The organism is Variovorax sp. ISS6, assembly GCF_056523145.1.
On the sequence record NZ_JAWRZC010000001.1, the window covers coordinates 5007547 to 5021837 of the forward strand.

Sequence of the window (14291 nt, forward strand, 5' to 3'; positions counted from 1 at the left end):
GGAGCGCTTCTTGCAATGCAGCTGCACCATGCCGATCCCCTCGCCGTCGCCGTCTCCACGAGACACCCCGATGCCTTCCGTCAATTCCGTGAGCGGGCAGAAGATCTTTCGCATCCGGCGCGACTACAACGCCTGGGTCGCGAACGAGACGCTGGAGGACTACGCGCTGCGCTACACGCCGCGCAGCTTCCGCAAGTGGTCGGAGTTCCGGGTCGCGAACGCGGCCTTCGGCGCCACCTCCTTCCTCGCGCTCGAGGCCATCGGCGGCGCGATCGCGTTGAGCTACGGCTTCTCGAACGCGCTGTGGGCGATCCTGGTGGTGGGGCTGATCACCTTCCTCACGGGCCTGCCGATCTCCTACTACGCGGCGCGCCACGGCGTCGACATGGACCTGCTCACGCGCGGCGCCGGCTTCGGCTACCTGGGCTCCACCCTCACCTCGCTGATCTACGCGAGCTTCACCTTCATCTTCTTCGCGCTCGAAGCCGCCATCCTCGCGCTCGCGCTGCAGATGTACCTCGACTGGCCGCTGTGGCTGCTCTACCTGGTGTCGTCGCTGGTCATCATTCCGCTGGTGGCGCGCGGCATCACGCTGATCTCGGGGCTGCAGCTGTGGACGCAGCCGATCTGGATCGTGCTGTTCGTCTGCCCCTTCGTCGCGGTGCTGCTCAAGAAGCCCGAGCTCTATGCCGACTTCACCGGCCTCGTGGGCCGGGTCTCCAACAGCAGCGGCTTCGATCCGCTGATGTTCGGCGCCGCCGCCACGGTCGCCTTCTCGCTGGTGGTGCAGATCGGCGAGCAGGTCGATTACCTGCGCTTCCTGCCCGAGAAGACGGCCGCCAACCGCGCGCGCTGGTGGACCGCGGTGCTGGTGGCCGGACCCGGCTGGATCGTGCCGGGCATGCTCAAGATGATGGGCGGCGCCTTCCTGGCCTTCCTCGCGCTGCAGCACGAGATCCCGGCCAACCATGCGATCGAGCCGACGCAGATGTACCTCACGGGCTTCGCCTACGTGCTGCGCGACCCGGGCTGGATCCTCGGCATCACGGTGCTGTTCGTGGTGGTCTCGCAGATGAAGATCAACCTCACGAACGCCTATGCCGGCTCGCTGGCCTGGTCGAACTTCTTCGCGCGGCTCACGCACAGCCATCCGGGCCGCGTGGTGTGGCTGGTGTTCAACGTCGTGATCGCGATCCTGCTGATGGCGCTGGGCGTGTTCGCCGCGCTCGAGCATGTGCTGGGCTTCTACAGCAACATCGCGATCGCCTGGGTCGGCGCGCTGGTGGCCGACCTGGTCATCAACAAGCCGCTGGGCTGGAGCCCGAAGACCATCGAGTTCAAGCGCGCCCACCTCTACGACATCAACCCCGTGGGCCTGGTCGCCACGCTGGTGGCGGCGGCGCTCGCGATGCTGGCCTACTCGGGCGCCATCGGCCAGTGGGCGCGCTCCTTCTCGCCCTTCATCGCGCTGGCCACCGCGCTCGCGGTCTCGCCGCTTTTGGCCTGGCGCACGCGCGGGCGCTACTACCTCGCGCGGCGCGACATCGCGCACTGGACGCCGGGGCAGATCGTCAAGTGCTCGGTCTGCGACAACGGCTTCGAATCGGAGGACATGGCGCACTGCCCGGCCTACAGCGCGCCGATCTGCTCGCTGTGCTGCACGCTCGAGTCGCGCTGCCACGACCGCTGCAAGACCGACTCGCGCGCGGCCGAGCAGATGAGCGGCTGGCTGCAGTCGCTGCTGCCGCCGGCGCTGTCGGCGCGGCTCAACTTCCGCGTCGCCCACTACCTGATGGTGGCGGCCTCGCTGGTGGCGCTGCTGGCCACGGTGATGGGCGTGGTCTATGCGCAGGAGGCGATCACCGGCGCCAGCGCGGTCGATCCGCGGCTGCGCGACGCCTTCCTCAAGGTCTTCACCCTGCTGTCGCTGGTGGCGGCGGTGGCGGCCTGGTGGGTGGTGCTGGGCAGCGAGAGCCGGCAGATGGCGCAGGAGGAGTCGAACCGCCACAACCACCTGCTCACGCTCGAGATCGAGGCCCACCAGCGCACCGATGCCGCGCTGCAGGCCGCCAAGGAAGCGGCCGAGGCGGCCAACCAGGCCAAGACCCGCTACGTGGCCGGCATGACGCACGAGCTGCGCACGCCGCTCAACAGCATCCTGGGCTACTCGCAGATCCTGCTCAAGGGCGACGCCGCGCTGCCGCCGCGCGAGGCGGTGCAGACCATCCACCGCAGCGGCGAGCACATGCTGGGCCTGATCGACGGCCTGCTCGACCTCGCGCGCATCGAGGCCGGCCGGCTGCAGCTCGAGCCGGCGCCGCTGGCATTGCCGGCCTTCCTCGACCAGGTGGTGCACATGGTGCGGCCGCAGGCCGAGAACAAGGGCCTGGCCTTCGTCTACACCCACGCCGGGCGGCTGCCGCCCTGGGTGCATGCCGACGCCAAGTGGCTGCGCCAGATCCTCATCAACCTGCTGACCAATGCCGTGCGCTTCACCGACAGCGGCACCGTCACGCTGCACGTGGATGCGCGCCGCGAGGTGCTGCGCTTCGACGTGATCGACACCGGCATCGGCGTGGCGCCGCAGGACCACCAGCGCATCTTCCTGCCCTTCGAGCGCGGCGCGGCCGGGCGCCGGCGCGGCGAGCCCGGCACCGGCCTGGGCCTCACGATCACCGGACTGCTGACCTCGCTGATGGGCGGCGAACTCAAGCTGGCCGACACCTCCTCGGCCGGCAGCACCTTCAGCGTGCGCGTCTACCTGCGCGCGGTGGCCGACCCCGGCCCGCAGGCCAGGGCCGGCGCGCTGCGCCAGCCGGTGTCGGGCTACCTCGGCGAGCGCCGCACGCTGCTGGTGGTGGACGACCAGCCGGTGCAGCGCCAGATGCTGGCCGGCATGCTGGCGCCGCTGGGCTTCGAGGTGCGCGAGGCCGCGAGCGGCACCGAGTGCCTCGACAGCCTGCGCGAGGAGCTGCCCTCGGCGATCCTGCTCGACCTCAGCATGGACGACCTCGACGGCTGGCAGACCGCGGGCCTGGTGCGCGCCTCGGGCTTCGATGCGCTGCCGATCATCATCGTCTCGGCCAACATGTTCGAGAACCAGGCCGAGCGGCTGCGCGCCGCGGGCTGCCAGGCCTTCGTGGGCAAGCCGGTGATCGAGTCCGAACTGATCGCCACGCTCGAGCGCCACCTCGGCCTCGAATGGCTCGATGCCGCCGACGCGCTGCGCCCGCGAGCCGACGAGGAGCTCGCGCCGGTTCGCCCGCCGCGGCTGCTGCTCGGCGAGGACGAGCGCGCCGAACTGATGCGGCTGGTGCAGATGGGCCACGTGCGCGGCCTGCACCAGGCGCTCGACCGGCTGGCCGCCCGCTCGCCGGGCGCGGCCGCCACCTGCACCTGGCTGCGCGGCATGGTCGCGCGCTTCGAACTCGACTCCCTCCGCCAAGCCCTCGCCGAAGATGCTGACACCCTCGCCTCCCCTTCCTGAAGCCGAACGCCCCGTGGTGCTGGTGGTGGACGACGCCCCCAGCAGCCTGGGCATGCTGTGCGACACGCTCGAGGCCAGCGGCTACACCGTGCTGGTGGCGGCCGACGGCGAATCGGCGCTGCAGCGGCTCGCGCTGGTGGTGCCCGACGCCATCCTGCTCGACGGCATGATGCCCGGCCTCTCCGGCTTCGAGACCTGCCGCCGCATCAAGGCCGACGCGGCGCTCGCGCACATCCCGGTGATCTTCATGACCGGTCTCTCGGAAACCGCCGACGTGGTCGAGGGCTTCGAATGCGGCGGCGTCGACTACGTGGTGAAGCCGATCCGCGCGCAGGAGGTGCTGGCACGCCTGCACACCCATGCGCGCAACGCCCGCATCACGCGCATGGCGCGCGACGCGGTCGACGTGGCCGGCATGGGCGTGGTCTTCGTCGATGCGCGCGGGCGCGTCGCCTGGCGCTCGCCGCAGGCCGGCCTGTGGCTGCATGCGCTGGGCGAGGCACGCGCGCCGGGCCTGCTGCCGCGCGCGCTCGAGGCCGCGCTGGCGCCCGGCGCCACCCTCGGCGTGGTCACGGCGGCCGGCATCCGGCTGTCGGTGCGCAACCTCGGCGCGGCCGCGCTCGGCGAGACCATGCTGCTGTTCGCGGTGCAGCGCGAGGGCGCGGGCGGCGCCTCGTCGGCGCGGCTGGCCGAGGCCGCGCTCACGCCGCGCGAGACCGAGGTGCTGTCATGGCTCGCCAAGGGCAAGACCAACCGCGACATCGGCGAGATCCTCGGCACCAGCCCGCGCACGGTGAACAAGCACCTCGAGCACATCTTCGAGAAGCTCGGCGTGGAGACCCGCGCGGCAGCGGCGGCGCTGGCCAGCGGCCGGTTCGATTGAGGCGCGCCCTCAGGCGTTGCTGGTCGCGCGCACTTCCTCGATCGTGGTCTGGCCGGCCAGCACCTTCTCGATGCCGTCCTGGCGCAGGGTGCGCATGCCTTCCTTCAACGCCGCCTGCAGCAGTTCCTCGGCGCGCGCCCCGCCCTGCACCAGCCGGCGCAGCTCCTTCGAGACCGTCATCAGCTCGTGGATGCCGACGCGGCCGCGGAAGCCCGTCTTCGCGCAGTGCTCGCAGCCCGCGCCGCTGTGCAGGTGCAGCCGCCCGTCGCGGCCGAAGCGCTGCAGCCAGCCATCGAGCGTGGCCTGCCGGCGCGCCGGGATCTCCTCGGCCGGGAAGGCGTGCAGGTAGTCGGCCAGCAGTTCCTCGACCGCCTCCTCGCTCGCGGGCGCGCTGCGCACGCAGTGGCCGCAGATGCGGCGCACCAGCCGCTGCGCCAGCACCGCGAGCAGCGAGTCGGCGAAGTTGAACGGGTCCATGCCCATGTCGAGCAGGCGCGTCACTGTCTCGGGCGCGCTGTTGGTGTGCAGGGTCGACAGCACCAGGTGGCCGGTCAGCGAGGCCTCGATCGCGGTCTTCGCGGTCTCCTCGTCGCGGATCTCGCCGACCATGATCACGTCGGGATCGGCGCGCACGAAGGCGCGCAGCGCCTTGGCGAAGGTCCAGCCGATGCGCGGATTGATCTGCACCTGGCGCAGCCCGTTCTGCGTGATCTCCACCGGGTCCTCGGCGGTCCAGATCTTGCGCTCGGGCGTGTTGATGTGCATGAGCGCCGAATGCAGCGTGGTGGTCTTGCCCGACCCCGTGGGGCCCACGCACAGCACCATGCCGTAGGGCCGTTCCACCGCGTGGGTCAGGCGCCGCAGGTTGTCGGGCGACAGGCCCAGCGACTGCATCGGCAGCGGCTTGGCCGAGGCCAGGATCCGCATCACCACGTCTTCGAGGCCGTTGTTGGTGGGAATGGTCGCCACGCGCAGCTCGATCTTGTGCTGCGGCGAGTACTTGGCGAAGTTGATCTTGCCGTCCTGCGGGTTGCGCTTCTCGCTGATGTCGAGGTCGCACATGATCTTCACGCGCGCCACGATCGCGTTGCGGTAGCTCGGCGGCAGCTCGAGGTAGGTGTAGAGCAGCCCGTCGCGACGGAAGCGGATGCGCGTCTTCTCCTGGCCCGGGTAGCTCTCGATGTGGATGTCCGAGGCGCCCTCGCGATGCGCCTCCTGGATCATGCTGTTGATCATGCGCACCAGCGAGTTGTCCGACTGCTCGATCGGCGTTTCCGCCGGTGCCGGCGCCGGGCCCTCCTTCTCGAGCGTCTGCAGCAGCTCGGTGGTGCCGGCCATGTCGAACTCGAGCGGGCGCATCGGGTCGAGGTGGGCCGCGCCGCCGCCACCGCCGTCGGCCGCGTCGCCGATCTTCTCGTAGGCCGCGGCCAGCACGGCGTCGAGGTCCAGGCACTGGCCCACCACCGGGATCACCTTCATCTGCGCGACGAACTGCACCTCGTCGATCACCGAGTAGCGGCTCGTGGGATCGTCGATCGCGATCACCAGCCGCCCTTCGTGCAGCATCAGCGGCATGACCTGCAGCCGCCGCGCCACGCCATGCGCGACCTTGCGCAGCGCCTCGGCCGCGGGCGGGAACACGTGCAGGTTGACCAGCGGATAGCCCATCTTGCGCACCAGCGCGGTCTGCAGCTGGCCGCGGCTCACGGCGCCCATGCGCACCAGGGTCTCGCCCAGCGGCACCAGCGGCTCGCGGCGCTGCTGGCGCAGCCCGGCGGCGAGCTGGTCGCCGGTGATCATGCCGAGCGCGACCAGCGCCTCGCCGATCCGCGTGATCGGCATCCGGCTCTGCGCGTCGAGCGCGCGCACGAGCTGCTCGGGCACGGCGACTTCTGTGAATGACATGGCTTGTTCTTTTCCTGTTGTCGGGTTGGGCGGCGCGCCGGACGGCGATGCCATCGCGGCGCGCGGGATGCGCGATCGTAGAGCGCCGCGCGAGGGCCCGCTACCCGGCGGGACTCCTGAGTACGCAAGTGTTCAGGTCACCGGTGTCTCGTTGGTGCACACGCGGTTGCGCCCGCCCGACTTGGCGACGTACAGCGCCTTGTCGGCGCCGCGCACCAGCTCCTTCGGCTGCAAGGCGCCGGCCTCGGGCCGCAGCGCGTCCACACCCGCGCTCAGCGTGACGAAGCCGTCGATGGCACCAACATGCTCGATCTCGAGCGCGCGCACCGCGGCGCGGATGCGCTCGGCCAGCAGCGCGGCCGCCTCGACGTCGGTGCCCGGCAGCAGCACCGCGAGTTCCTCGCCGCCATAGCGCGCCGCGAGGTCGCCGGGCCGGCGCGCCGCCACGTTGGCGATGGTGCGGCAGATCTTCTGCAGGCACTCGTCGCCGGCCGTGTGGCCGTAGATGTCGTTGTATTCCTTGAAGCGGTCCACATCGAGCAGGATCAGCGCCAATGTGCTGGCATTGCGCACCGCGCGGCCGAACTCCGTGTCGAGCGCGACGTCGAACTGGCGCCGGTTCGCGAGGCCCGTCAGGCCGTCCTCCATCGCCAGCGTGTTGAGCGTCTTGTTGAGCGCCTCGAGCGCGTCGCGCGCGCGCAGCAGCTCGGCCTCGGTGCGCGTGCGCCGCTCGATCTGGCGCACCAGCCCCAGGCCGACGAAGGCCACCACGGCGCTGAGCGCCAGCACGCCGCCCGAATGCCAGAAGGTGTCCTTCCACCAGCCCGCGAGGATCTCGTCCTTGGACAGCGCCGCGCCCACGAACAGCGGGTAGTGGTCGAGCCGCCGGAAGCTGTTGAGCCGCAGCACGCCGTCCTGCGCCGACTTGATGTAGGCGGTGCCGACCGGGCCGTTCTCCTTGTACGAAGTGAACAGCTGCGAGCCGCGCATGTCGCGCCCCACCATCTCCGGGCCGAAGGGGCGGCGGACCATCATGGTGCCGCTCTCGAGGATCAGCGCCGCGGCGCCGCCCTTGCCGATGTCGAGGCTGTCGTAGAACCTGAGGAAGAAGTCGACGTCGATGCTCGCGAGCGCCACGCCCGCGAAGCTGCCGTCGGCATGGTCGATGCGGCGCGACACCGGGATCAGCCGCTTGCCGTTGGTGCGGCTCGTCACCGGAATGCCGATGTGCGGGCCGCGGTCGGGGTGGTCGCGGTGGAAGACGAAGTACTCGCGGTCCGCGTTGTTGAGGTTCTGCGGCGGCGCCGCACGGGAGTTCGCGACCCAGTTGCCGTCCTGGTCGTAGACGTGCAGCGCGTCGAGCTGCGGCAGCTCGGCCACCTGCGCGGCCAGCACGCGGCGCAGCCGCTCGACCTGGGCCGGCCCCGTGCCCTCGTGCTCGATGCGCTCGACCACGCCGACCAGCACGGTGTCGGCCTGCTTGATGGTGTCGTCGGCCTGCTGCGCCAGCGCGCGCGACAGGTTCGAGGTCGCCACGCCCATCTGCTCGAGCAGCACCGTGCGCGACTCCCAGCTGTGCCAGATGTCGAGCCCCACGAGGGCGAGGCACACGGCGGCCACGAAGGCCATCGTGCGCACGGCAATGGAGGGACGTTGGAACACGGGAAACCTGGCGGCAGTGAAGGCGGCCGGATTCTCGCCGGTATCCGGCCCCGCCGGCCTGCGCACGATCCCGCGTCAGCGGCCGGTCAGGGTGCGAGCCCCGCGGTCTTCACGACCGCCGCGTACTTGCCGGCCTCCTCGCCGACGTAGGCGGTGAACTGCGCGGCATTGCGCGGATCGGGCTCGGCGCCGATCTCGCGCAGCCGCTGCGCCAGCGCCGGGTCCTCGAGCACCTTCGCCATGGCGGCCGACAGTTGCCTGAGCACCGGCGGCGGCAGCTTCGCGGGCGCGAACACGCCGAACCAGGCGCTGACCTCGAAGCCCGGCAGCCCGCTCTCGGCCACCGTGGGCACATCGGGCAGCAGCGGGCTGCGCCGGCTGCCGGTCACGGCCAGCGGCTTGAGCTTGTGGGTGGCGATGTTGGGCAGCGACGTGGTCTGCAGGTCGAACATCAGCGGCACGTGGCCCGCGAGCACGTCGGCCAGCGCCGGCGCGCTGCCGCGGTAGGGCACGTGCAGCAGCTTGAGCTTGGCGGCCGAGGCCAGCATCTCGCCGGCCAGGTGGTTCGAGGTGCCGGGGCCGGCCGAGGCATAGCTGATCGATCCCGGCGCCTGCCGGGCCGCCGCGAGCAGCTCGGCCACGCTGCCGTAGGGCGCGCTGGGATGGGCCACCAGCACGAAGGGGATCGATGCCAGCGCGCTGACCGGCACGAAGTCCTTCACCGGGTCGTAGCCGACCTTGGACATCGCCGGGTTGATGGCCTGCGAGCTCACCGTGCCGAGCAGCAGCGTGTAGCCGTCGGGCTTCGCTTCCGCGACGAAGCGCGCGCCGATCGCCGTGCCGGCGCCGCCCTTGTTCTCGACCACCACCGGCTGCCCGAGCTGCGCCGCCAGCTTCTGCCCCACCGTGCGCGCCAGGATGTCGGCCGAGCCGCCGGCCGGATAGGGCACGACCAGCGTGACCGGGCGATCGGGAAAGCCCTGGGCCAGGGCCGGCGCGGCGATGCCGGCGGCAACGAGCAGCAGGCCCGCGAGCAGCGTGCGAGGAAGATTCATCGGGGGACTCCTTGGTGGGAACCGCATGGTGCGAACGGGGGTGGCGGTCTGTCCAATACGTTCACTGGCCGGCGTTCATATATGAAATGAATCACCGGGCCGCCGAAGTCCGGCGCCGGCTACAGTGAATCCCGCCGGTTCGAAAAAAATTTCGGATTCGTGTCGATCCGTCCGGAGCTCGTCCGTCGTGTCAGTGGAGGGTCGTCCTCCGCACCACTTCACCAGGAGAACACACCATGGCTACCCACACCGTCCGCCTGCACCGCGTGCTGCGCGCCCCGCCCGAGCGCCTCTACCGCGCCTTCACCGAACCCGGCGCCTTCGAGCGCTGGCTGCCGCCCTTCGGCTTCACCGGCAAGGTCCACCAGATGGAGCCGGTGGTCGGCGGCAGCTGGCGCATGTCCTTCACCAACTTCAGCTCGGGCCACGGCCATTCGTTCGGCGGCAAGTACCTCGAGCTGGTGCCGGGCCAGCGCGTGGCCTACGACGCGAGCTTCGACGACCCCAACCTGCCGGGCACGATGAAGACCACCGTCACGCTGACCGCCGTGTCCTGCGGCACCGACGTGGCCATCGTGCAGGAAGGCATTCCCGAGATGATTCCGGTCGAGATGTGCTACCTGGGCTGGCAGGAGTCTTTGGTGGCACTGGCGCAATTGGTGGAGCCGGATATTCCGGGTTGAGACGCCCTCGCTGGCGCCACCGGAATGAACCACGCCCACCCCTACTGGCCGAAGCTCGAAGCCGCCTTGTCCGACACCTCGGGAATCATCGTCCCTCAGGGCGAGGACGAGGGGGCGTATTTCGAGCGGCTGCGGTCCAGCATTCGCGAACATGCCACCGGGGCGGAGATGGTGTCGGCCACGGTCGCGGCGCCCGGATTCGCCCATCGCGAACTCGGGTCGCGGATCTCGGGCTGGCTTCTCGCGCGATCCGAAGGCTACTGGCTGGTCTACGAACCCGACGAGGACCTGTACTACTGCTTCTGGGGCGCGGACGCGGACAGCCTCGGCGCGCACGGCGTCTGCGGAAACCCGCTCTATTGCTGGTGGGACTGAGGCGACTCGGTCTTCGCGCGCCCTATCGCCCCGCCCCCTCCACCGCCTTCCTCGCCACCGCCAGGAACGACTGCACCACCGGATTGTCGTTGCCGCTCGCATGCGCGAACACCAGGCGGTAGGTCGGCGGCGGCCGCGCGCCGGCGATCTCGAGGAAGGCGACGTCGGCCATCGCGAGCACGCGCATCGCGGCCGGCACCAGCGCGATGCCCAGGCCGCCCGCGACCAGCGTGAGGATGGACTGCATCTGCGCGGCCTCCTGCACCACCTTCGGCAGGAAGCCCGCCGCCTGGCAGGCGCCGAGCAGCGCGGCGACGAAGCCCGCGCCCTCCGCGGCCGGGAACGAGATGAAGGATTCGGCCGCCAGCGCCTCGATCTTCACCGAACGCTGCGCCGCCAGCGGATGGCTGCGCGGCACGGCGATCACGAACTTCTGCGCCTGCAGGTCCACCAGCACCAGCCCGCGCGATTCGTAGACCGGGCCCACCACCAGCGCGAGCTCGACCTCGCCCTTGCGCAGGTCCTCGAGCTGGCGCGCGGTGGTCTCGGCCGTGAGGCGCAGCTGCACGGTCGGGTAGTCGTGCTGGAAGCGCTTGAAGATCGCGGGCAGCACGTCGAGCGCGGCGCTCGGCACGAACGAGAGCCGCAGCGAACCCTCCAGCCCCTGCGCCGCGCGGCGCGCGCGTTCGCCGGCCGCCTGGGCCTGCTGCAGCAGGCGCTGCGCGTCCTTGTGGAAGACCTGGCCCGCGGGCGTGAGCCGCACGTGGTGCCGGCTGCGGTCGAACAGCACCGCGCCGAGCTGCTCCTCGAGATTGCGCATCGCCACGCTCAGCGGCGGCTGCGACATGTGGAGCCGGATCGCGGCGCGGCCGAAGTTCAGTTCCTCGGCCAGCACCACAAACTGGCGCAGTTGTCTGAATTCGAACATGGGCGTGGAGATAGCTGCGGCGAATGACGAGCCACTTTAAACAGTATTGGATGTATGAGCGCGGCCTTCCTAGCATGGCCTTTCCCCACCCACGACGGACACCGCCCATGCAAGCCTCGCTGCTCGAAGAGATTCCTTCCGTGCCGAACCCCTATCCCGTGGTCTCGAAGGTCGAATACCCCGAGGTCTGGCGCCTGTGCACCCAGGCGCGCGAACTGGCCTGGGACCCGGTGGCCGACATCGATTACGCCGACCTGCGCGAGGCCGAGCTGCCGCCCGAGGTGCGCCAGGCCGGCGCCGAATGGTGGAGCCTGCGCGCCTGGATGGAGCACGGCGCCACGCCCTACGGCGCCGAGCGGCTGCGCGAGGCGATCTTTGGCCACCAGCCCTTCGAGATCAAGCAGCACATCACGAACTTCATTGCCGAGGAGTTCCGCCACCACGAGGCCAGCTTCCGCATCGCCGAGCACCTCGCGGCCTACGAGCCCACGCCGCGGGCCGACTACTTCCGCGACATCATCCCGCGCTTCCACGACGAGAAGGACGAGAAGGCGATGAGCTTCTTCGCGGGCCTCTCGGTCAACACGCTGTTCGAGCAGCTCTCGGGCGAACTGCTGCAGGCGCGCTACGAGAACGCGCGCTTCGGCTCGATCCGCGAGGCCTGCCGGCTGATCCTGCGCGACGAGGCGCGCCACATCCAGTTCGGCCGCATCATCATGCGGCGCTTCTTCAGCGAACTGCCGGCCGACGAGAAGCGCACCATCGGCGAGAAGGTCGCGAAGAAGCTGCGCGGCAGCCTGCTCAACGGCGTCTACGCGGTGGTCAACCTGCCCGAGGACGAACGCCGGCGCTCGGGCCGCAACCGCGCGCTGGCGGCCGACCACGGCCTGGGCGCCACCCATCCCGACGAGGAGATGGGCATCATCAAGCGCGGGGTCGACAAGATCCGCGAGGACATCGGCGCCTATGGCGTCGAGATCCCGTTCATTCCCGAACTCGACGGCGCGGTGCATTGATGACGAGCACCGCAGCCACCCTCATCGCACCCGGGGACGTCGCGCCGCCGGTCGGCGCCTACAGCCACGGCATCGTCACCCAGGGGCCCGGCCGCTGGCTGCACATCGCGGGCCAGATCGGCACCGCGGCCGACGGCACGCTGCCCGAGGGCTTCGAGGCGCAGGCCAGGCAGGCCTGGACCAACCTCGTGGCCGTGCTGCGCGCGGCCGGCATGGACGTGTCGCACCTGGTCAAGGTCACGACCTTCCTGACCGACGCCGCCGACCTGCCGCGGCTCGGCCCGGTACGCGCCGGCTTCCTCGGCGAGGCGCGCCCGGCCTCGACCTTGCTCGTGGTGCAGGCGCTCGCGCAGCCGGCCTGGCGCATCGAGGTCGAGGCCTCGGCCTTCCGTGCCGACTGAAGACGGCATGCGCCCCGACGGACGCTCCGAAGCCATCGACCGGATGCTGCGCGAGACCGGCCCGGCCTGGCAGGCCGACATCCGCGCGGCCGGCGACCGCGTGAAGGCCGCCTACCTGCCGCTGCTGCTGGCCGCGCCCGCCCACGGCTGCGAGGTCGTGCGCGACCTGCCCTACGGCGCGCATCCGCGGCAGGTGCTCGACGTCTATCGGCCGCGCGGAGCGCGGGCCGCGCCGGTGATCGTGTTCGTGCATGGCGGCGCTTTCGTGCGCGGCGCCAAGGACATCAACGCCGCGATGTACGGCAACGTGCTGCGCTGGTTCGCGCGCCGGGGCTGCGTGGGCATCAACGTCGAATACCGGCTCGCGCCCGAGGCCATGCATCCGCAGGGCGCGCTCGACGTGGCCGCGGCCTGCGACTGGGTCGCGCGCCATGCGGCCGGGCACGGCGGCGATCCCGCCGCGATCTGCCTGATCGGGCATTCGGCCGGCGGCACGCATGCGGCCAGCTATGCCTGCGATCCCTCGCTGGGCTTCATGGGCCGGCACCTGCGCGCGCTGGTGCTGGTGTCGGCGCGGCTGCGCGCCGACGCGCGGCCCGAGAACCCGAACGCGGCCGGCGTGCGCGCCTATTTCGGCGACGACGCCGCGGCCTACGACGCGCTGTCGCCGATGGCGCATGCCCACCGGCTGGCGCTGCCCACCTTCGTCGTGCATGCCGAATACGAGAACCCGCTGCTCGACGTCTACGCGACCGAGTTCGCCTGGCGCATGGCCGAGACCCGGGGCCACGCGCCGCGCCACCTGAGCCTGCCCGGGCACAACCACGTCTCGGTCATGGCCCACTTCGACAGCGGCGAGCAATGGCTGGGCGAGGAGATCCTGGCCTTCCTCGAGTCGGTGCGCGGCTGACTATCTCTTTCGGGGAATCGATCGCGCCGCGCCGGTGCGGTACGCTGCCGGCCTTCGCCGCGCCGGCGCGCGGCCTCCCTCCACCGCATCGACCACGGAAAGACCTCCAGCCATGACCGCGTTCACCCTCGAAGAAGCCAGGGACGTCCTCGCCACCGCCTTGCCGGGCTGCGTGCGCAGCCTCGGCGTCAGCGTCGAATCGCTGGGCGAAGGCAAGGCCACGCTGCGCATGCCGGCCAGCGAGCAGGCCACGCGCGAGGGCAACATCTTCGGCGGCCAGGCGCTCTCGGTGCTGGCCGACAGCGCGATGTGCTTCGCGATCTGGACCGACGGCCGCGGGCGCCGCCCGATCGCCACGGTCGACCTGCACATGACCTTCATGCGCGCGGGCGGCGGCGAGGACGTGCTCGCGCATGCCGAGCTGGTGCGCTCGGGCCGCTCGCTGGCCTTCGCGCGCGTGACCATGGACCTGGCCTCCACCGGCCAGACGCTCGCGACCGCGGTCGCGACATTCGCCCTACCGGCCTGAGCCAGCGCCCACGCGGGCGTCGCGCTCAGAGCTTGTAGGCCTCGACCGGTCCGTGCGAATAGAACAGGAAGTAGCCGGTCGAGGTCCGGAAGCCGTTCTTCTCCCAGCCCGGCGGCACCTTGAACAGCGCGAGCTGCTCGCTCTTCATGCCGACGAATTCCGTCCGCGTGCCGTCGGTGGTGATGCGCTGCCAGTCGTCGCGCGTGGCGGGCGCGAGCTGCATCTTGGGCTCGCTCCAGTCGGGCGTGCGCACCTTGTCGCGCAACACGTAGCGCCCACCCTGGCGCTCGATCTTGATCAGCTCCTTGAGCGCCCCGCCCTGCTTCACGGCATAGACGCCGACCAGCTCGGCCTCGGGGCCGCCGCGCGCGCCGCAGGCGGCCAGCAGCAGCGCGCAAGCGATGCACGCGAGCGCGCGCGGTGCGTTGTTCCATGTGCTCATCGATGGTCTCCGGTG

Annotated in this window: 13 protein-coding genes; 8 read left to right on the forward strand and 5 right to left on the reverse strand. The window is 70.8% G+C overall.

The window, feature by feature from the left end; genetic code table 11:
* Positions 1-70: 70 nt before the first annotated feature.
* On the forward strand, positions 71-3487 hold the full coding sequence (locus AC1HIL_RS23305) for a hybrid sensor histidine kinase/response regulator (RefSeq protein WP_479670100.1): 3417 nt from the start codon (positions 71-73) through the stop codon (positions 3485-3487).
* Positions 3459-4370: a response regulator transcription factor gene (locus tag AC1HIL_RS23310; RefSeq protein WP_057593104.1), complete on the forward strand. Its 912-nt coding sequence runs from the start codon at positions 3459-3461 to the stop codon at positions 4368-4370. The genes AC1HIL_RS23305 and AC1HIL_RS23310 overlap by 29 nt, the downstream gene beginning before the upstream one ends.
* 9 nt (positions 4371-4379) lie before the next feature.
* Here AC1HIL_RS23310 and AC1HIL_RS23315 read toward each other — a convergent pair whose 3' ends face one another.
* The 3 genes from AC1HIL_RS23315 to AC1HIL_RS23325 form a co-directional block, all read right to left on the reverse strand.
* Complete coding sequence (locus AC1HIL_RS23315; protein ID WP_057593103.1) at positions 4380-6275, reverse strand: GspE/PulE family protein; 1896 nt, start codon at positions 6273-6275, stop codon at positions 4380-4382.
* A 132-nt stretch (positions 6276-6407) separates the two neighbouring features.
* Complete coding sequence (locus AC1HIL_RS23320; RefSeq protein ID WP_479670101.1) at positions 6408-7937, reverse strand: sensor domain-containing diguanylate cyclase; 1530 nt, start codon at positions 7935-7937, stop codon at positions 6408-6410.
* 86 nt (positions 7938-8023) lie between these two features.
* Positions 8024-8992, reverse strand: coding sequence for a tripartite tricarboxylate transporter substrate binding protein (locus AC1HIL_RS23325; RefSeq protein WP_479670102.1), 969 nt, complete (start codon positions 8990-8992; stop codon positions 8024-8026).
* A gap of 236 nt (positions 8993-9228) precedes the next feature.
* Between AC1HIL_RS23325 and AC1HIL_RS23330 the strand changes: the two genes are divergently transcribed.
* Positions 9229-9675, forward strand: coding sequence for an SRPBCC family protein (locus tag AC1HIL_RS23330; protein ID WP_479670103.1), 447 nt, complete (start codon positions 9229-9231; stop codon positions 9673-9675).
* 24 nt (positions 9676-9699) lie between these two features.
* Entirely contained in the window at positions 9700-10050 is a 351-nt protein-coding gene (locus AC1HIL_RS23335; RefSeq protein WP_296737016.1) for a hypothetical protein, read from the forward strand.
* A gap of 22 nt (positions 10051-10072) precedes the next feature.
* On the opposite strand, the gene AC1HIL_RS23340 is transcribed toward AC1HIL_RS23335, so the two are convergent.
* Positions 10073-10978, reverse strand: coding sequence for a LysR family transcriptional regulator (locus AC1HIL_RS23340; RefSeq protein ID WP_479670104.1), 906 nt, complete (start codon positions 10976-10978; stop codon positions 10073-10075).
* 107 nt (positions 10979-11085) lie between these two features.
* Between AC1HIL_RS23340 and AC1HIL_RS23345 the strand changes: the two genes are divergently transcribed.
* From AC1HIL_RS23345 to AC1HIL_RS23360, 4 genes are all read left to right on the forward strand, one after another.
* Positions 11086-11994: a ferritin family protein gene (locus tag AC1HIL_RS23345; protein WP_057593097.1), complete on the forward strand. Its 909-nt coding sequence runs from the start codon at positions 11086-11088 to the stop codon at positions 11992-11994.
* Positions 11994-12395, forward strand: coding sequence for a RidA family protein (locus tag AC1HIL_RS23350; RefSeq protein ID WP_479670105.1), 402 nt, complete (start codon positions 11994-11996; stop codon positions 12393-12395). Before AC1HIL_RS23345 ends, AC1HIL_RS23350 begins: the two co-directional genes overlap by 1 nt.
* The gene (locus tag AC1HIL_RS23355) at positions 12385-13305 is read left to right on the forward strand and encodes an alpha/beta hydrolase (protein ID WP_479670106.1); all 921 of its coding nucleotides are present in this window, start codon (positions 12385-12387) and stop codon (positions 13303-13305) included. Before AC1HIL_RS23350 ends, AC1HIL_RS23355 begins: the two co-directional genes overlap by 11 nt.
* 112 nt (positions 13306-13417) lie before the next feature.
* Positions 13418-13834, forward strand: a complete 417-nt coding sequence (locus AC1HIL_RS23360; RefSeq protein ID WP_479670107.1) for a PaaI family thioesterase — start codon at positions 13418-13420, stop codon at positions 13832-13834.
* A gap of 25 nt (positions 13835-13859) precedes the next feature.
* Here the strand turns inward: AC1HIL_RS23360 and AC1HIL_RS23365 are convergent, their stop codons facing one another.
* Complete coding sequence (locus AC1HIL_RS23365; protein WP_479670108.1) at positions 13860-14276, reverse strand: hypothetical protein; 417 nt, start codon at positions 14274-14276, stop codon at positions 13860-13862.
* Positions 14277-14291: the final 15 nt, after the last annotated feature.